At 54.3% G+C, this 18,334-nt stretch carries 16 protein-coding genes; 9 read left to right on the forward strand and 7 right to left on the reverse strand.

Annotated features, from left to right (window positions below):
- Positions 1 to 12: 12 nt before the first annotated feature.
- On the forward strand, positions 13 to 438 hold the full coding sequence (locus B5M42_RS11225) for a hypothetical protein (protein ID WP_134755381.1): 426 nt from the start codon (positions 13 to 15) through the stop codon (positions 436 to 438).
- A 155-nt stretch (positions 439 to 593) separates the two neighbouring features.
- Here B5M42_RS11225 and B5M42_RS11230 read toward each other — a convergent pair whose 3' ends face one another.
- Both B5M42_RS11230 and B5M42_RS11235 read right to left on the reverse strand, forming a co-directional pair.
- Positions 594 to 2,357: a B12-binding domain-containing radical SAM protein gene (locus B5M42_RS11230; protein WP_134755379.1), complete on the reverse strand. Its 1,764-nt coding sequence runs from the start codon at positions 2,355 to 2,357 to the stop codon at positions 594 to 596.
- 89 nt (positions 2,358 to 2,446) lie between these two features.
- Positions 2,447 to 2,668 carry a hypothetical protein gene (locus B5M42_RS11235; RefSeq protein ID WP_134755377.1) on the reverse strand — a complete coding sequence of 74 codons (222 nt, stop codon included), beginning with the start codon at positions 2,666 to 2,668 and terminating at the stop codon, positions 2,447 to 2,449.
- A gap of 169 nt (positions 2,669 to 2,837) precedes the next feature.
- Between B5M42_RS11235 and B5M42_RS11240 the strand changes: the two genes are divergently transcribed.
- Positions 2,838 to 3,440, forward strand: coding sequence for a helix-turn-helix domain-containing protein (locus B5M42_RS11240; RefSeq protein WP_230632857.1), 603 nt, complete (start codon positions 2,838 to 2,840; stop codon positions 3,438 to 3,440).
- Here B5M42_RS11240 and B5M42_RS11245 read toward each other — a convergent pair.
- Entirely contained in the window at positions 3,437 to 4,060 is a 624-nt protein-coding gene (locus B5M42_RS11245; RefSeq protein ID WP_134755373.1) for a hypothetical protein, read from the reverse strand. The two genes, B5M42_RS11240 and B5M42_RS11245, sit on opposite strands and share 4 nt — an antisense overlap.
- Positions 4,061 to 4,208: 148 nt before the next feature.
- Between B5M42_RS11245 and B5M42_RS11250 the strand changes: the two genes are divergently transcribed.
- On the forward strand, positions 4,209 to 4,985 hold the full coding sequence (locus B5M42_RS11250) for a LytR/AlgR family response regulator transcription factor (RefSeq protein ID WP_167690144.1): 777 nt from the start codon (positions 4,209 to 4,211) through the stop codon (positions 4,983 to 4,985).
- A 92-nt stretch (positions 4,986 to 5,077) separates the two neighbouring features.
- On the opposite strand, the gene B5M42_RS11255 is transcribed toward B5M42_RS11250, so the two are convergent.
- The 3 genes from B5M42_RS11255 to B5M42_RS11265 form a co-directional block, all read right to left on the reverse strand.
- The gene (locus tag B5M42_RS11255; protein ID WP_134755369.1) at positions 5,078 to 6,262 is read right to left on the reverse strand and encodes a WD40/YVTN/BNR-like repeat-containing protein; all 1,185 of its coding nucleotides are present in this window, start codon (positions 6,260 to 6,262) and stop codon (positions 5,078 to 5,080) included.
- 250 nt (positions 6,263 to 6,512) lie between these two features.
- The gene (locus tag B5M42_RS11260; RefSeq protein WP_134755367.1) at positions 6,513 to 7,613 is read right to left on the reverse strand and encodes an ABC transporter permease; all 1,101 of its coding nucleotides are present in this window, start codon (positions 7,611 to 7,613) and stop codon (positions 6,513 to 6,515) included.
- Positions 7,610 to 8,566, reverse strand: a complete 957-nt coding sequence (locus tag B5M42_RS11265; RefSeq protein WP_230632858.1) for an ABC transporter ATP-binding protein — start codon at positions 8,564 to 8,566, stop codon at positions 7,610 to 7,612. Before B5M42_RS11265 ends, B5M42_RS11260 begins: the two co-directional genes overlap by 4 nt.
- Before the next feature lie 1,374 nt (positions 8,567 to 9,940).
- Between B5M42_RS11265 and rlmD the strand changes: the two genes are divergently transcribed.
- The 6 genes from rlmD to B5M42_RS11295 all read left to right on the forward strand — a co-directional run bounded on the left by rlmD (position 9,941) and on the right by B5M42_RS11295 (position 14,444).
- Positions 9,941 to 11,509, forward strand: a complete 1,569-nt coding sequence (gene rlmD / locus B5M42_RS11270; RefSeq protein ID WP_230632859.1) for a 23S rRNA (uracil(1939)-C(5))-methyltransferase RlmD — start codon at positions 9,941 to 9,943, stop codon at positions 11,507 to 11,509.
- A 59-nt stretch (positions 11,510 to 11,568) separates the two neighbouring features.
- Positions 11,569 to 11,736, forward strand: coding sequence for a hypothetical protein (locus B5M42_RS11275; protein WP_209280756.1), 168 nt, complete (start codon positions 11,569 to 11,571; stop codon positions 11,734 to 11,736).
- Between the two features lie 74 nt (positions 11,737 to 11,810).
- Complete coding sequence (locus tag B5M42_RS11280) at positions 11,811 to 12,452, forward strand: hypothetical protein (protein WP_134755363.1); 642 nt, start codon at positions 11,811 to 11,813, stop codon at positions 12,450 to 12,452.
- A gap of 265 nt (positions 12,453 to 12,717) precedes the next feature.
- Positions 12,718 to 13,089 (forward strand): GntR family transcriptional regulator, encoded by a 372-nt coding sequence (locus B5M42_RS11285; RefSeq protein ID WP_134755361.1) that lies wholly within the window; start codon positions 12,718 to 12,720, stop codon positions 13,087 to 13,089.
- A complete protein-coding gene (locus B5M42_RS11290; RefSeq protein WP_134755359.1) occupies positions 13,082 to 13,783 on the forward strand; it encodes an ABC transporter ATP-binding protein in 702 nt (233 codons plus the stop codon). The genes B5M42_RS11285 and B5M42_RS11290 overlap by 8 nt, the downstream gene beginning before the upstream one ends.
- Positions 13,770 to 14,444, forward strand: a complete 675-nt coding sequence (locus B5M42_RS11295; RefSeq protein WP_167690142.1) for an ABC transporter permease — start codon at positions 13,770 to 13,772, stop codon at positions 14,442 to 14,444. Before B5M42_RS11290 ends, B5M42_RS11295 begins: the two co-directional genes overlap by 14 nt.
- A gap of 158 nt (positions 14,445 to 14,602) precedes the next feature.
- On the opposite strand, the gene B5M42_RS11300 is transcribed toward B5M42_RS11295, so the two are convergent.
- On the reverse strand, positions 14,603 to 18,268 hold the full coding sequence (locus B5M42_RS11300; RefSeq protein WP_167690140.1) for an S-layer homology domain-containing protein: 3,666 nt from the start codon (positions 18,266 to 18,268) through the stop codon (positions 14,603 to 14,605).
- Positions 18,269 to 18,334: the final 66 nt, after the last annotated feature.

Here is an 18,334-nt window from a genome sequence, read left to right on the forward strand (position 1 = left end):
TGAGGAATCTTTGTGATTCGTATTTGTTTGCCGTGGCCCGAAAACCATATCGCTGAAGCGCTGCAACCGTATGCCGAGTTGTGGCAATTCGACGTCCGTACAACGGCAGAAGGCTATTGGCTGCTGCCTGAATATATGTATGCCAAGCATGGCATCCAAGTAGAGCGTGAAGACAGTCACTGGTGCTTTTTCCGTGAAGCGGATGCCACAACCTGGGAGGATTTCCTGCTGATGCACCTTACGCATCACCTTGCCGCTGAACGCGGCCTGCAGCTCGAATACCGCTCCGCGAGCAGAACCCGCTTCCTCAGCGCCTCTCCCGAGAGCTTTGCTACATTCGAAAGCTACGTCAATAAGGTGCTCGAAAAAGACGCTGGCCTCGTGCGCGATATGAAACGCAATTGGCTTTACGCTCATCGGACGCGATACAATCGCTAATGCCGTCTTCTATGAAGACAGCCAGCAACGCGTCATTCCGGTCTGGCTTGCAGTCAGCGGGCTTCCGTTACAGGCATATCGACAAACAAGGACCTCTTTCCATGTGGATGGAATCGAGGTCCTTATTGTGTATTAGCTCCGCACCCCCAACAGCCCTACAGCGCTGCCGTCTCCGCCAGCGGCAAGGTGTACCACGCAGCCGTGCGTTGCCCGTCCGGCGGGAAATGCACGATCAACAGCACCGGCGCATCCGTGTCCAGCTCTCCGCTGCTCAGATAGCGCTCCAGATCAAACGGCAGCCGCTCAATCATCACATGCTTGTGCAAATCCTTCTCGCCGATGTTCAGCTCGCGGAAGCCGCCGCTGGCCAGCTCCGGCCGCTCAGCCAGCAGCTTTAAATACGCGCTTTGCTCCGCCTTGTCCAAAGTGAAATCCCACCAGATTTTGCGCGGCTTGTATTTGTGTCCGAGGAAATAATCCAGCTTCATCAAGCTGGTGACGATCTCCATGCCCGTCGTGCCGCGGTGCGCCAGAAAGCTCAACAGACGCGTGAACAGGTCTTCGAGCTGATGGCCGATTTTTTGCCAGCCGCGCCCCTCCCAATAATCCCCGAACTCCTGAAAGAAATCGAACGCCGAAGCAAACTCGCGCGCGATCAAATAGTTCATCGTATGGTCCATACGGTGCGCGTTCCAATATTTCTCCAGCACATCCTCCACCCGCTTGATGCGAATCAGATCGGTAAACGGTAAAATGTCGTTGCCCAAAATTTCATACGGCGCATGATCCATATATTGATAGCCGTATTTCTCGGCGTCCTTGCGCATGCCGGTGCCGCGCAGCATTTTCAGGAAACCGAGCTGCAATTCTTCCGGTCCAAGCGCAAACACATCGTTAAACGTCTTGCGGAACGAACCGTAATCCTCCTGCGGCAGTCCGGCGATCAAGTCGAGATGCTGGTCGATTTTGCCACTTTCCTTGACCTTGGTCACCGTGCGCGTCAGCTTGGCGAAATTTTGCCGGCGCTGCACCAGCTCATTGGTCAGATCGTTCGTCGATTGCACGCCGATTTCGAAACGGAACGTGCCTGGCGGCGCATGCTCGGCCAAATAATCCAATACCTCGGGTCGCATGATGTCGGCGGTAATTTCAAACTGGAACACGCAGCCCCGATGGTTGGCAATTAGAAACTCAAAAATCTCCATCGCATAATCGCGCTTGATGTTAAAGGTCCGATCGACGAATTTGATCAGCTTCGCCCCGGAATCGATCAAATACAGCAGATCGCTTTTCGTTCGCTCCATATCAAAATACCGCACGCCCACCTCAATGCTCGACAGGCAGAATTGACAGGAAAACGGACAGCCGCGGCTCGTCTCGAAATAAACGACGCGATTGGCCAAGCTTGGCAAATCCTCCGCAAAACGGTGCGGGGTCGGTATATCGTCCAGCTTCAGCTTAGGCCGCCCCGGATTGAGGATGATCTCTTCCCCTTTGCGGTAGGCGAGTCCGTACACAAAATGATACTTGCGCGTCGTCGACAGCTCCTGCAGCAAATGATGCAGCGTCTCTTCGCCTTCGCCCATGACGATGAAATCGACCTCCGGCAGACGCCGCAGCCAATATTCGGTGTCGTAGGACACCTCGGGACCGCCGAGGACGATGATCAGCTCGGGGCGAATTTTTTTGATCATGCGGATAATGCCGATCGTTTCTTCAATGTTCCAGATATAACACGAAAACCCGAGCACGTCGGGCTGCTTCTGGTACAAGTCGGACACGATGTTCATTGCCGGGTCCTTGATCGTATACTCCACGATATCAACGTCAAAATCGCCGCTGCAAAACGCTTTTAAATAGCGCAGGGCCAGCGACGTATGAATATACTTGGCATTTAATGTAGAAACAATAACCTTCATATGTAAGGAAAACCTCGTTCTCTATCGGTCTGGTTCCCTTATTTTACACGGAAAAACCTTGGAACACAAAGGAACAGACTGCCAAACGGCTATAAAATCGGATCATCGTCCAAATGCGGCGCCTCGTAAGGAACCTGCAGCAGCGACGTTTCTTCAATCGCCTGCTTCCAGCGCTCGGCCTGCGCATACAATTGCTCCTCCACCCGGCTGATCTGCGACTGCACGTGCAACAGGTCTTCTCCTCCTGCTTGAAGCGCCTTGTGCAGCGACGACCGCTCCTCCATCCACTGGGCCAATTGGTACAACAGCATGCGAATTCCCCCATTATGTATCCTTTTGCCAACAATATGCCCGAAATTTGGCCGGAACATACGTAAGGAGTTTTCTTCTGCCGCAAATTGACTTACAATAGTAAGAAGATGAATTTTACAGATGGGGAGAGGATATATGATGGATCGATCCGAAGGATTCGGACTATTTTTGGAAAAATTGAGAGGCAAGCGTTCGTTGCGCGAGGTGGCGCAAAGCAGCGGACTGTCCCACGCCTATATTCGCGATCTGGAGCTGGAACGGAACCGCTCCACCAACGACAAGATTCAACCGTCCCCGGCTACGCTGAAAAAGCTGGCCGCCGCCTACAATTACTCGTATACCGAGCTGCTGGTGCGGGCCGGATATCTGGAAGAAACCGTCGCTGTTGGCGACAGCTTCGATTTCGAGCTGGACGACATGCTGTACGTCGAAGTCGGCAAGCGGGAAGTGATCTATCATAGCGCGCAGCAAGCTTATGCGCATTCGATTGAATCGCTCGTTGATTTCTCGGACATGCTGGAGACGCTGGCCGACAAAGGCTTCAAGAAGGTCGATTCCAACGTCTTCGTCAACTTCAATCAGGTCCGCCGCTACATTGCCAAAGAAGGCAAGGTATACTTCGATCCGCAATGCAAAGGAAAATCGGTTGCGATCCCGGCGCTTGTCCAGCTGAAATATCGTCGGTTGCTGGAAAACATCTCTGCATCCGGCGGCGTGACCAGCGAATCGTTAGCTTCCTTCGGCGAAGGCACGCCAGCGCTGGAGCACTAGCTCGATTCCCATTCGCGCTTGACCGAGATCACCAGCAGAATCGCTGCTGCGGCGCAGAGCATCTGGAACGGCATCATGAAGTTCCACATCGTTTTGGGACCGAGCGTTCGCAGCAATACGCCGCAGAGCACAACAGCGATAAACATGAAGAAACCGATATTGCTTTTGTTAAAGGAAATTTTCGTGTACGGCGCGAGAAACGTAAAGCCGAATCTGCTTTTATACAGCACCAGCACCAGCAGCAGCTTGGCCGGAAGCGTCAGCAGCACCTGCACGGCGAGCGCTTCGGGATGAATGGGCGTTTGCAGACTTGTAAATACGCCCTCGGTGACGGCTGTAGCCAAAGCGGCTGTAGACGCAAGCGCCGACAACACATAACCGGATAACGAAATAATCAGCGAAGACACAATCGGAAATCGCAGCGAGAAGGTCAGCAGCATGCCTGTCGAAAAAATATAGACAATCGGGCCGAATATATGAGCGACCAGCGCTCCGGCGATTGCGAACAGGAGGATTTCTCTCAAGTAGGGTCTGACTTTTTGACGATACAGCATCAGGGAAATCAGTATGATCGGAAAGTAGTCCAGAAACGAAAGCGCAATGGAGATCAAGGAGTTCAAATCGTGTCACCCTACCTTTTTACTAGACTTGGGAAAGCTTACAACTTGATCATACTACATTTTTTAGCGAAAAAACGCGCTTCGTCCCGAAATGCCACTTCCCCGTCCCAAGTTGACACCCTACCATTTCAATGCCAGAGGTGCACGTATGAACCCGACCTACTCCGTTGTGATTGTCGAGGACAATCCTTGGATAGCCAAGCTTTTAAGTGAATACAGCGAACGCTGCGGGCTAACCGTGCTGCAGGTCGTCCCCTGCGGAGAAGATATCATGAGCTGCTACGAGCAGTTGAATCCCGACTTGATGCTGGTGGACATCGGTCTGCAGGGTGAAATGGACGGGATCACGACCATCCAAACCTTGCGCGACAAAGGCTTCCACAGGCAAAAAATCATTATGGTCAGCGGCACGACGAACATTGAGCATATTTTGACCAGCATGAACGAGCTCGGGTCCTTGTATTTTTTGTCCAAGCCCGTGTTGTTTCCGAAGTTCGAAGCGGCGATTCAAAAAGCCGTAACGGAAATCGAGCTCGACCGGAAGCGGCAGGAGCCCGGCGAAACCGCGACGTGGATTACGGTCAAAAATCTCAAGGTCGAGGTGCCGATTCTCGAGCAGTCGATTGTTTTTGTCGAAAAAGAAGAGAAACGCTCGACGCTGATTTACCTCGTCAACGGGGAGATCATCGAGGGCAATACGAGCTTGTCCGATATTTTGGCCCAGGCTTCGCCTTGTCTGTTCAGTCCGTATAAGGGCTATCTGATCAATTTGAAGCACGTGATGTCCTATGAAAAAGAGCGCGGCTTGCCCGGCTCCCGCCGTTATCTGATCCATCTGCAGCACACGCCGAACAAAATTCCGCTCAGCCGCATGGTGCAAAAGGAGTTCGCCCAGCTGCTTTATGAAATGAGCGGCAAGCGTTGAGGGTGTGAATCTGACAATAATGCACAGATAAAAAAGACGTGACTGACGCCGCGATCCATTCGAATCGGGCATCTGTTCACGTCTTTGTCTTTTCAATACCAAGAGGTGGACAATGCGCTCCAGCTTTGCCCCCCATCTTTCGTTTCCATAAGCAGATGTTTGTTATCTTTCATAAATACGGCCCATCCGGACGTGCTGTTGATAAAGTCGAATTGGTCGATCTTCTCAGAAGCGGCTGTAAATATAGGCGTCCAGGACGGCATACTTTTGTATAGTGTTGTCCGGTCCGTGCATAACCAGCCCTCCGATAAAGACACAAAATCATATTGAAGTTGAAATGCATCGGGAGAAGCTTCTATATCAGGTCCTTCTGTCCATGATTGTCCGCGGTCCGTTGTCTGGAAGAAAATAATTTTAACCTGATTGGTTCCCGGCATATCGTAATATACAGGCAATATTCCTTGCTGTTCATTAAGAAAGGAAGGCGACAGTACGGTAAGATGGGGACTCCCTTCGATCGGCTTGCTGAGCATAAGTTTTTGAGCCTTCCACGTCTTCCCCCCGTTATCTGTTCGATATAGGGTTGGCTCGGAGGCCGCCATACTGACTCCCATAAAACCAACTTGTCCATTGGCAAAAGAAGGTGCGGCTTTCTCTCCGTCCATCGGAATACCGCCGCCCTCGACGCTTGAGATCATCTCCCAGCTCGAACCGGCATTCTCTGTACGATAGATTTCATCAATTGCATATCCCAGTCCAGTTTTTTTATTCACATACACCCAGCCTTGTTGCTCATCTGCGAAAGAAAAACCAGTCACCACACCGTCAACTGACAAAGTCTTTCCGGCGTTCCAACTCACTCCCCCGTCCGCGGTTGTATAAACGGCTATACCCTGATCCTGCATCTGAATAATCCAGAAGCGATCCGGATTTACATACGCAAATAAAGTGTCCAGAGAAGTTATCTTGTCTGAGCTTACCGGAAAATCGCTATTTGGCGTAACATCCTGCCAGTGCTCCCCTCCATCATGCGTCATCAGCAATTGGAGCTGATTGGTGTTTGCGGGATTGGAACCAACTGCCCATGCAGTCTGCGCATCGTATCTATGAATCCGGTAATTGAAATCTCGAGTCGCTTTCGGTGCCTCTTCCTTTGAAGCAGTCGGACTGCTATCAGGAACTGTAGAGCTGGGTGTGTTTGCCGTACAGCCCAGTAAACTGCCCCATAATAGAGCCACCGTGCATACGCGGAACATCCACCTAACCGTTTTGAACAATGTGATCGGCCCCCTACGCTTAACTTGCATTGAATATTCTGGATTCATAAAACCAATTGCTTTTGGAGCGAGCGTTTGTATTGTAATCACGATACTTATAGATCAACCTTAAAATACTATAATTTCTTATATTTAAAAATAATAATATTAATAAACATTTTATCTCTATCTTACAAAAAAAACCGTTTCAGCTTTAAAGCCAAAACGGTTTTTTAGATTGAAGCCCTCTACACCATTTCTGCACTCCTGTCTACTCCCACTTAAACGTAAACGAAGCGATCAGGAACGCGACAATCATCCAGCCTGCGAGCAGCAAGGCTTCTTGCCATACGCCGGTGAAGCCCACGCCCACATTCATGACCTGACGCAGCGCCGAGGTCAGATGCGAAATCGGCAGCAGCTTGACGATCGGTTGCAGGAAGGCCGGCATATCCTTGATCGGGAAAAACACGCCGCCGACAAATAGCATCGGGAAGGAAATGAAGCCGGCAATCGGGCCGGCGCTTTCCGGCGTTTTTGCCAGACTCGCCACGATAAAGCCGATGGACATAAAAGCCAGCGTGCCGAGAATAACAAAAAACAGCAGCAGCAGCCACGAGCCGTTCACCTGCGTATGAAAAATCAACGCGCCGACCAGCAGCACGATCACGGCCTGCAGCCCGTTCATCACCAGCCGTGCCGTAATTTGCGCCGCAATGAACGTTCCGGGCTTCAGCGTTGTGCTTTGCAGCCGGCGCAAAATGCCGCGCTCGCGCCAAGAAGCGATTTGCCCGGCCACCCCGTTCAGGTTGTTGGACATGATCATCATCGCAACGATACCGGGCACGAGGAAATCGATGTATTTCAAATGCAGCGCCTGCACGCCTTCGGCTTGAATGCCGATCACCGGCTTGTAATGGGTCAACTGCTTGCTGATCCCGTCGACCACTTGGCCAAGCGTCGCTTTGCCAACCTCCAACGTAGTCAGATTCGTTTCGTCAAAATAGGCCTTGACGCTGGCCGTTTCGCCGCCTCCCTCTGCTTTCGTCACGGCTTCGCCGTAGCCTTGCGGAATGACGACGACCATTTGCGAGTCGCCGTTTTTCAGCTCGTCGAGCGCTTTGGGCTCATCGGTTGCTGTGGTCAGCTTCAGCGCCTGACTTTGCGTCAGCGCCGCTACCAGCTGCGTCGAGGACGGCGAGCTGTCCAGATCGATCACCGTGCCGCCAAGCGACAAGCTGCTGCCGTTGCCGAGAAACGAGCCGAGCATAATCATGAAAAAGATCGGAAAACCCAACGACCAGAACAGCACCTGACGGTTGCGGGCAAAAATCCGCAGCTGGGCCAGCGTTAATTGCCGGTATGCGCTCATTGTTCCCTCAAGCTCCTTCCCGTCATATGAATAAACACGTCCTCCAGCGTCGCTGTGCGCGTCTGCAGCTCATTCAGCCGAATCCCCCATTCGGGCGCTTGGCGGATCAAGGCGGTCAGCGACGTTTGCAGATCGTCCGTATACAAAATAAACACTTCATTGCGGTAATCCGCCTGCTTGACTGCTTCGATACCACCAAGCAGCGCCAGCAGCTGCTCCGCCTTGGACGCATCCACCTGCTCCTGCTCCGGCAAGCGAAACTCAATCGCATTCTCCGATTGCAGACTGCGCACGAGATTGCGCGGCGTATCCAGCGCGATGACCTGGCCCTGATCCATCAGGCAAATCCGATCGCACAGCACATGCGCTTCGTCCATATAATGCGTGCTGAGGACAATCGTTTTGCCGCGCTCCTTCAGCCGCAGCACAATATCCCACAACGTCCGGCGCGCCTGCGGATCGAGTCCGGTCGTCGGTTCGTCGAGAAACAGCACCAGCGGGTCGTTGACGAGCGCAAGCGCAATGGCCAAGCGCTGCTTTTGCCCACCGGACAGATGCTTGACGCGGCCGTCGGCTTTTTCCAGCAAAATCATATCCTCCAGCAGCGGCTCAATCGGCACCGTTTTCGGATAAAAGCTGGCGTACATGCGCACGATTTCCCGCACCGTCAACAGGTCGAACAGCGACGTCGATTGCAGCTGCACGCCGATGACCTCTTTGACCTTGCCAAGCTGGCTGCGCGTATCGTAGCCCGCAACCTTGGCCGTGCCGCCATCGGGCTTGCGCAGGCCCTCGATCATTTCCATTGTGGTCGTTTTGCCCGCGCCGTTGGGCCCGAGCAGGCCAAACACCTCGCCTTTGTTGACCGTAAAATGAACCCCTTTCACCGCTTGAAAATCGCCGTATTTCTTGATGAGTCCCTCTACTTCGATTACAGCCTCCGCTGCTGCCACATGCCCACCTCTTTTATGAACAAAATTGAACCGCCTGCGGCGCCGCCATTGCGACTTCGCAACGTTGCGCCGTTCTGCACCTTTCCCCCCGGTGCACATTTCCTTACTGGAACAGACATCCTTCCATATTATAGCATTGGCGGCTGTGCGATGCACTTGCGGGGCGAGGGGTGCGGGGGGATGGTAGAGCGGGGGGCGCGGGCGGTGATAGAGGGAAGCGCTTTGCGTTGTGGTGGCGCTTCGATGGGAGATTTGAAAGATGCGCTGCGCGGGGGCGACGGGCTGAGGGGCGGTTCACAGGTGCGCTGCGCGGGGGCGGCGGGCTGACGGGCGGTTCGGGGATGCGATTCGCTGCCAAACACCCTACGTGGGAATCGCTTTGTGCTGAGCAATGACCGGGCGGCTTCCGCTCCCCTGCCGCGCATGATATAGTGGATAAAAAACGGGAATAAGGCGGTATACAGAATGGCGGACCACAACCAGCGAAAGAACGGGCAAGGACACGGACAAGCACGCGAAAAAACGAACGGGCCGGCAAGCGGAGCGCAGCGGCGGATTAAGGAGAAAATCCGACAGCAGGAGGATGCTGAGAAAAGCACGCCAGCAGCCGGGAAAAACGGAACCGGAACGAAGAAACGGCATGTAAGCGGAGTTGGCAAGCCGCGTGGAGTTACTGTATCGAAAGCACCGGGAGACGCGGGAGCGACGAGTCGGCGCGGGGCTTCTGCATCGAATGCGGGAGTAGACGCAAGAGCTACGAAACAGCGCGGAGTAAGTGCTGACAACCAGCCTAGGGCTGGCACGCGGACGCATATGGGGACGCGGCCGGAAGCTGCGGGACCGACGGGACAAGATCGGAGCGGAGCTGCCCAAAAGCGTGGAGCTACGGCGCGGACCAATCCACAAGCACGGCTGAGAGACGAGGAATCGACGAGACGAGATCGGAGCGGAGCTGCCCAACAGCGTGGAGCTACAGCGCGGACCAGTCCCGGGGCACGGCCGGGAGACGAGGAATCGACGAGACGGGATAGGAGCGGAGCTGCCCAACAGCGTGAAGCTACGGCGCGGACCAATCCACAAGCACGGCCGGGAGGTGCGGGAGCAAGTGAAGTTCGAGCGGGCAAGTCGACTGTTGGAAAATCACAAGCAGGCGCAAACGGGGCACAACCTGAGCGGGGCCGGAACGAGCGGAGTGGTCACCGCGAGAAAAATACACCCGGATATTCGCAAGACGGTGAAGCGGTGCAGGCACCCTTTTCACGCAACCGCACTACACAAAATGCCGCGCCGAGAGACGGGCAACCGCTGGCCCAAACGAACAAGCCGGTTGGTCGCAGCGCTCGACAGCAACAAGCCGGAGCACGAGGAGCTTCCTTGCATGCGAATCGACAGGACGAGCAGACGCGCCAATCGGAACGATCCTCCTCCTCTCCCTCCTACCGGAACAACGCCAAACCCGTTGCCCGGCAGCGGGATTTTGCAGGCAGCGATTCGGGAAAGGCATCTGTTGACAAGGCTCCAATCGCCAATATCTCTACAGCGGAGGAAATTAAAGTCGGCGACATCATAGCCGTTACGATCAAACGCATCGGGATTAATGGCGAAGGCGTGGGCTATTTTCGGCGCAAAACGATTTTTGTCCCCGGCGCGCTGCCCGGCGAGGTCGTGCGAGCCAAAGCGGTCAAGGTCGAAAGCAGCTACATTCAGGGGGCTTTGACGCATATCGAAAAAAGCTCCCCCGACCGCGTCGCGCCCCCCTGCCCTGTCTATCTCGAATGCGGCGGCTGCCAGCTTCAGCATCTCAGCTACGCCGGTCAGCTTGCCGCCAAGGAAGCGCTCGTGCGCGAGGCTTTTGAGCGCTATACGGGGATTCGCGAGCTGCCCTTGCGGCCGATTCTCGGCATGGACGAGCCCTGGAGCTATCGCAATAAGGCTCAGTTGCAGGTCGGTCGGCAGAATGGCCGCACGATTACCGGACTCTATGCGGCGGGTACTCACCGGCTTGTCGACATCAGCGGCTGCCCGATCCAGCATCCGGGGCTCAATCGCGTCATGCGCGAGGTCAGCCGGATCGCCGACGAATTGGGCGTGCCCGTGTACGATGAGCGCAAGCGCAGCGGCGTGCTGCGCACCGTCGTCGCCCGCATCGGGTGGCGCTCGCAGCAGGTGCAGCTGACGCTCGTCACCGCTTCTGCGGAGCTGCCGCAGCGCGAGGCGCTTGTCCGGCGCATCCGTCAGGCGCTGCCGGAGGTGGTGACCCTAGCCCAGAACGTGCATCCGGGCACGGATTCGCTGATTTTCGGCGACGAGACGAAGATCCTGTGGGGGCGCGATCAGCTCGATGAGGAGCTGGGCGAGCTGCGCTTTGCTTTGTCACCGCGGGCGTTTTTTCAGCTGAATCCGTCGCAGACGGTCAAGCTGTATGACGCGGTGAAGGAAGCCGCGGCCTTGACCGGCCGCGAAACGGTTGTCGACGCCTATTGCGGCACAGGCACGATTGGCCTGTGGCTGGCGCCTATGGCGTCGGAGGTTCGCGGCATCGAGTTGATCGAGGATGCCGTGGCTGACGCTCGGCGCAACGCGCAGCGAAGCGGGCTGGGGAACGCCCGCTTCTATGCCGACCGCGCCGAGCGGTTGCTGCCGCAGTGGGTCCGCGAGGGCTTCCACCCCGACGTTGTCGTGGTGGACCCGCCGCGGACCGGCTGCGAAGCCGCCCTGCTTGGCGCGTTGGTTGACGCCAAGCCGCAGCGTTTGGTTTATGTGTCTTGCAATCCTTCGACCTTGGCGAAGGATTGCAAGACCTTGCTTGAGGGTGGCTATCGGCTGGAGTGGGTGCAGCCGGTGGATATGTTTCCGCAGACGGCGCATGTGGAGTGCGTAGCATATTTAAGGGGTGTCCATTGTCGGACGCTCTTCTTTAGAGTGGTTCCGCCCCTTACATGATGTTATATTGTGCTACAATTGAATCAAATACCGTTATTGATAATGGGAAGGTGAAGCCCTTGGATAAATTTAAAGATCTGGAGAAATGGATTAAGCTAACCGGAGACCGCGCCAAGTTGGATGCAAAAGCTAATGACACATACATCGTATATAAAACGACGGACGGCCAAATCGTGAAGGAATACAACAATGGCAATATTGTCCCCGTCGCCGATTCGGATTGCTGATGCCCTTGCCTATTGGCTTCCGTGATGGCTACACAAATTAATTTGAACAACCAAATACATGGAGGTCGCCTCAAATGCCACCATATTTTTCAGTACATTATTCATTTCCATATTCAATCTTCACTCCCAATTTTGTAGGTGACATGTACAACACCGTATTTCGCAGCTTCCCTTTTCGATCCGGATATTGGATCTCAGAAAATCATACACTCGAAGAAATAGTCAACTGGAATACTTCCCTTCTTGAGAAGAAATTCAAGTTGGGATTTGACCAGCATGTGAAGCATGATTATAGGCAAATTCTTTTATATTCGGAGTTATATAGCCATCTTCGCTTATTTTTTATGTACCGATCCAACGAAATTGAGTTACATCTGATTATCCCTGAAAATGATATATTGTTGGATGATGAGTTTTTAAGATACGACAGCTCGAAGGTCCTCCCTTTGCTAGATCTTTCCTTGAAGATATGGAATTCTTTTGGAGTCAATACTATTCAGACCTATCACGAGTTAGGCGCACCGATCAGTTATAAAAAAATCATGCAGGGTCAGCCACCATCTACTGCTCCCTTCAGCATACTGCCTGAAATCAACAATCAATTTAAAAACAACCTGGACGACAAATTCTTTGTGAAGGAATTAAATCAGGGTATGTTATTATTTGAAAAAGATCACTTCTATGTGGTTGGCGATTCCGCATGGCTGGAGCGGTAACGAAGCATTGCGTAGCCAATACGCAAACTTATTTACCCACGATCACAGACTTCTACTGAAATTTTTTGGAGCTTAACTTAGCCCATCCATAACCCCCTTAAATTTTAACATAATTAAAAGCTTACGACCCAAAGCAAGGCCGTTCTTCCAAGGACGGTCTTTGTCGCGTCAAATGGGGCAATAGAGTACTTGACATATCCACCTTTTTTGTATTAGTGTATTAATTAATTAGTACAGTAATACTGTAACTCCATTGGAGGAAGCTATGGAATTTAATCAGAAGGAACCGATTTATGCGCAAATCATCGATGATTTTAAGACCAAGTTTATTCAGGGTACGTATGGTTTGGGTCAAGAAATCCCCTCCCGGCGGGAATTCGCCAAGCAATTGGGCGTGAATCCGAATACGGTGCAGCGGGCTTACCGGGAAATGGAGGAGATGAAGCTGATTATGACGGCCAGAGGTCAGGGAAGCTGTATGACTACTGATGAACGGATGCTGGAGTCGCTTCGCGAAGAGGCGTTGGCGGCCAGTCTGGATCAATGCATAGGGATGCTGCGCTCTTTTGGAAAATCAAATGAAGCCATTCTGGACATTGTCCGAACGTATTTGGAAAGGGGAACGGTTCATGATTAAAGTAGAGCATGCGGGAAAAATTTTTGGCGGCAAGCCGGCCTTGAATGATGTTTCTTTTACGCTGCAAGAAGGTCAAATCGTCGGTCTGCTGGGAACGAACGGTGCCGGCAAATCGACGCTGCTGCGAGTAATCGCCGGATTGCTGCGGCTGGATAGCGGTACGGTGCTGATTGATGACCTCTCCCCTTCCCTGACGTCCAGAGGCCTGCTGACCTATCTGCCTGACGTCAATGGCTGGTACTCCTGGATGAAGGTATCGGACTGCATGCGATACATGAAGGATATGTACAGGGACTGGGATGAGCAAAAAGCGAGGGCGCTGCTGGATTTTTTCGAATTAAGTCCGCACGTCCTTGTGAACAAACAATCGAAAGGCACGTTAGCCAAAATCAAGCTGCTGCTGGCGCTAAGCCGCCAAGCGAAATATTTGCTGCTGGATGAACCCTTTTCAGGCATCGATCCTTTCGCCCGACAGCAGGTTGCGCAGGCCATTGTGGAGGATTTTATGGAGGAAGGTCAAACGATTCTCGTCAGCACGCACGAGCTTGCGGAGGTGGAGACGCTGCTGGATGAGGTGTTATTTTTGCATGACGGAAGGCTGCTGCTCCAGGGCAATGTCGAAAGTCTGAAGCAAGCGAACAACAGGTCTTTGCTTGATCTATTGAAAGAGGTGTATGCACATGAACGCGTTTAGCCGCTTGATCAAAACGGAGCTGCGCAACCGCAGAACCTCGATTGTGGTTACCCTTGCAGCGATGCTGCTGATTCACGCCGCGATCCTCCTGCTGCTGGCTTCCGTTGATTTTCCCGATGAAGCGATGTCGTTTATTTTGAGCCTGGATGTCGCTGTCTTTGTGCTTTTCTTACTCCCTCCGCTGCTGCACAGCTTTACTACATGGAAAGAGGAATGGAAGCAGCAGGCGATTTACCAGTTGCTGACCTTGCCTGTCCCACGCTCCTATCTGCTTCTATCCAAATATGTATCGCTGCTGCTGGAAACGTTGTTATTGTCCGGGGTGATGGTCGCGGGCCTTAGCTTGCAAAATCTGGTCAACGGCGGCTTGCTGTTCAGAGCCGAGCCTTTGTATGCATGGAATGTTTCCAAATTCGTATTTATGGGAGAGCTTGTTCTGTTTGCGACAAGTCTCATTTTTCTCAGTTTTGTCAGCCTGTTGCTTGGTACAACGGTCCGCCGTTTTTCCCATACGCTGAGCTTTGCGGTTTTTGTTGTCGGGTTGCTCGTGGTGATCGTCTCCCTTTCGAACCTGCCTCCTCTCTTGACCTTGATCGGACTTTGCCTGCTGTTCTATGGAGCCAGCTTATATGTGTTGGACAAAAAAGTAGGCGTTCATTGAAAAAAAGCCCGCTTCCATAAGCGCTCGACTCTAGTCAAGCTGCTGCCGTCGAAGTTCAATTTATAAATGTCCGGCATGTCGAGTTGCCAAAAACAAACAAAGGCCTGTGAGCCGCCGTTCCTTTGTGGGATCGGTGAACGCACAAGCCTTTTTTCAACTTAAATCAGCTCTGCTTTTTGCAGCAATCGCTGTACGATGACGGCTGCTTCCGCCCGGGTAATGACAGCTTGAGGAGCCAGTGTGGTCTGACTTCGGCCCACGACAAGCTCCGCCTGCATCACACGGGCGACGCTGTCGGCAGCCCATGAAGACAGTTCATCCGCATCGGTGAACGGACTCAGCAGTTGTCCAGCTTGTAAGGAATCCCAATCAACTGCAAAACCGCCCGTAAGCTGCATCGCTCTGGCCAGCATGACCATTGCCTGCTCGCGAGTAAGGGTCGCAGACGGACGGAATGCGCCGTCTTCAAAGCCGCTGATAAGGTGGTAGGCATAAGCGGTCTGCACAGCAGCGTAGCTCCAGTCGGCCGGCGACACGTCTGTGAACGCAGGCGTCTGGCTTTGAACCAGCTTGAGTCCAAGTCCCCGAACGAGAGTGGCTGCAAATTCGGCGCGCGTCACGGCATGGTCAGGGCGGAACAGCCCTTGCTCATCGCCCAGCGCAATCATTCTGGCACCCAGATCGTTGACGGTTGCATGCGCCCAATGCCCGGCTGCGTCCCGGAACTCCAGCGGATGCCACACCAGCGCGTAGGTGCTGTTGGTCAGGCTATGGATGCGCGCCACGTAAGCGCCGTCGACAACTTCGACCTGCGTCGGTACATGACGAATCGTTCCATCCGGTTCAGCCACGACGGCTGTTGTGATCTGATTCGGGTCCACGCCATCCGGGATAGCGATGGTCCGCTCTACATATTGCGTGAAGCTCGTGATCTCGAATGCTTGTCCTTGATGATCTACCCAACTCACCGAAAAATCAACCGGAGGCGCAGCAAGCGTAAAGCGGCCCGCTTGTGCGGCTTCCTCCACCTGCTTGCGCTTGCTTTCCGGGCTGGCGGCGATTTCGACTTGCAGCTCTGTACCCTGAAGCTCCGCGTCGCCGCCGTTACCCGCAGTCAAGCCGTTCAGCTCATGCGCCGGAAGCTGGTAGGAGGCGTAAGCGGTTTTGAATTCCAGCGTTGCGTCAAAGTCCTTCATTTTTTGCAAAATCTCGCTGCTAACGCGGGCTCTAGCTACGTCCGAGCCCTTGCCACTAACAATGGTGACGAGCGCATGCCGGCCTTCCGCCGTCAGCTTGTCGGTGATTTTTTGCTGATCGAGCTCAATGGTAGTAACCGTGCGTCCATCGACGACTGTCGTGGTCGCTGTGCCTGTTTTTTCGGCTTTGCCGTTTACATAGATGTCAATGCCTTCGCTGTCATGCGACGACTCGACAGGCGTGACGACTGTGCCCGTATCGGCTGACGAGCTGCTGCGATCGCGATGTATCGTAATGGCATAATAGCGGACGGTCACGCCATCCTCTGCCGTCACCTGCACATACACAACGGTAGCTCCGCCCGCTTTGAGCGCAATAGTCCCGCCGTCCGTGACCTCAGCGGTAATATCGCTATCCGAATACAGCTTGAACGTCGCGCCGGACGCAGCAGTGATTTGCGTTGCAGCCAGCTTCGCTTGTACATTCGCAACCTTCACCGACCATGTGTAGGCGTTGCCTGCCGCGCTGCCGTCACCGCCGCCCGGCGCCTTGTCGGCCCGGCCCAGGACGCTGGTCAGCCCCGCATCGCTGCTCGGCGCCGGACCGCGATTCACCGTCACGGCGTAATGCTTCACGGTCACACCGTCCTGCGCCGTTACCTGCACATATGCTACCGTCGCACGGCCCGCGGTCAGCGGAATCGTCCCGCTTCCCGTAATCTCCGCTGTGTAGGCGCTGTCGCTAAACAGCTTGAACGTGGCATCCGCAGCAGCTGCCAGATGCGCAAGCCCCAGCTCAGGCTGGCTGTAAGGCACGTTCACCGTCCATGTCGCCGCGTTCATCGCTAAGCTGCCATCGCCGCCGCCCGGCGCATGGTCCGTTTGGCCCGCAACGCCGGTCAAACCGGCATCGCTGCTCGGCGTCGGCGCGCGATTGACCGTTACCGCATAATAGCGCACCGTCACGCCGTCTTGAGCCGTCACCTGGACGTAAATGCCGGTTGCTGCGCCCGCAGTCAGCGGAATCGTCCCGCTTCCCGTTACTTCCGTCGTAAAATCGCTGTCTGCATACAGCTTGAACGTTGCATCGGCTGCCGCTGCTAGATCCGCTCGGCCCGCTGTGGCTTGCGGATTCAGCACGTTCACCGACCACGTCTTGGCGCTGCCCGCCGCGCTGCCGTCGCCGCCGCCCGGCGCGTTGTCCGCTTGACCAAGCACGCTCGTCAGCCCGGCATCGCTACTGATGGAGGCCGCGCGATTCACCGTCACCGCATAATAGTTGACGGTCACGTTATCCTGTGCCGTAACCTTCACATAAACGGTCGTCGCTCCGCCGTCCGGCAGCGGCACCGTTGTGCTTCCCGTCACTTCCGCGCTAAAAGCGCTGTTGGTATACAGCTTGAAGCTGGCATAGGTCGCTGCCGTTACACTGGACAGCCCGACTTCGGTTTGAGCGTTTGGCACATTCACCGACCACGTCACGGCACTTCCCGCCGTACTTCCACCGCCGCCGCCCGGCGCGTTGTCCGTTTGACCAAGCACGCAGGTCAGTCCGGCGTTGCTGGACAAAATCGTCAGCTTGCGAATCTGGTGATTGTACGTGTCGGCAACATAGATGCTGCCGCTGCTGTCCACAGCCAAGCCGTATGGATTATTAAATGAATCGTTAATGGTATAAATGTTGCCAGTTGCCGCATCAATCTTGCGCACGCGGTTATTAAGCGTATCGGAAACGTACACGTCGCCGTTGCTGTCTGCAGCCGCACCGGAAGGAAGGCTGAGCCAAGACGTGTTGGCCGGCACGCCTTCCCCGCTATTTCCGTTGCCTCCGGCAATCGTGCTGATCTTGCCGTCAGCGCCCACTTTGCGCAAACACTGGTTACCACTATCGACAATATAAAATACGCCGCCAACGCCTAATACCACTTTATAGGGGTTATCCAGCTTGGCCGCCGTTGCTGCATTCCCGTCGCCGCTAAAGCCGTTGCTGCCGGTACCCGCTACTGTGCTGATCGTTCCCGACGCGTTGACCATGCGAACACGGTGGTTGTAGGTATCGGCAATGTACAGGTTGCCGCTGCTGTCCAGCGCCAGGCCGGAAGGACCGTTCAACTGCTTCGTGGTCGCTTGGCCGCCGTCGCCGTCATAGCCGCCAACGCCCGTACCGGCAACCGTACTGATTTTACCGTCTGATCCTATCTTACGTACGCGGTTATTATTCGTATCCGCAATATACACGTTGCCGTCGCCGTCCAGAATTACCTCGGTCGGACTGTATAGCTGTGCCGTTGTGGCCGTGATGCCGTCCCCGTTATAACCGGAAACTCCCGTACCGGCAATCGTGCTAATATTCCCGGTGCTGCTGTCCACCTTGCGGACCCGATGATTTTCCGTGTCAGCAATGTAAATATTACCGTTACCGTCCACAGCTACGCCCGAGGGCGTGTTGAGCTTCGCTCCGGTTGCACTTCCACCATCGCCGTTATAGCCGGAGATTCCCGTACCGGCCAGCGTTGTAACTCCGTAAGTAACAGCCGCCTGTGTAACTACAGGAAGCCCTCCCTGTACAATCAACAGCAGTACTCCGAACAACGTCAGCATTCGTACATACAGTGGTTGGGTTCGCATCTCGCTGATTTCTCCTTCACTCAGGTAGTTATTCAGACCGTGCCTGCAAACAAAGCGTGCTGCATT

The sequence above is a fragment of the Paenibacillus athensensis genome (genome assembly GCF_004514475.2).
Lineage (GTDB): Bacteria > Bacillota > Bacilli > Paenibacillales > NBRC-103111 > Paenibacillus_AL > Paenibacillus_AL athensensis.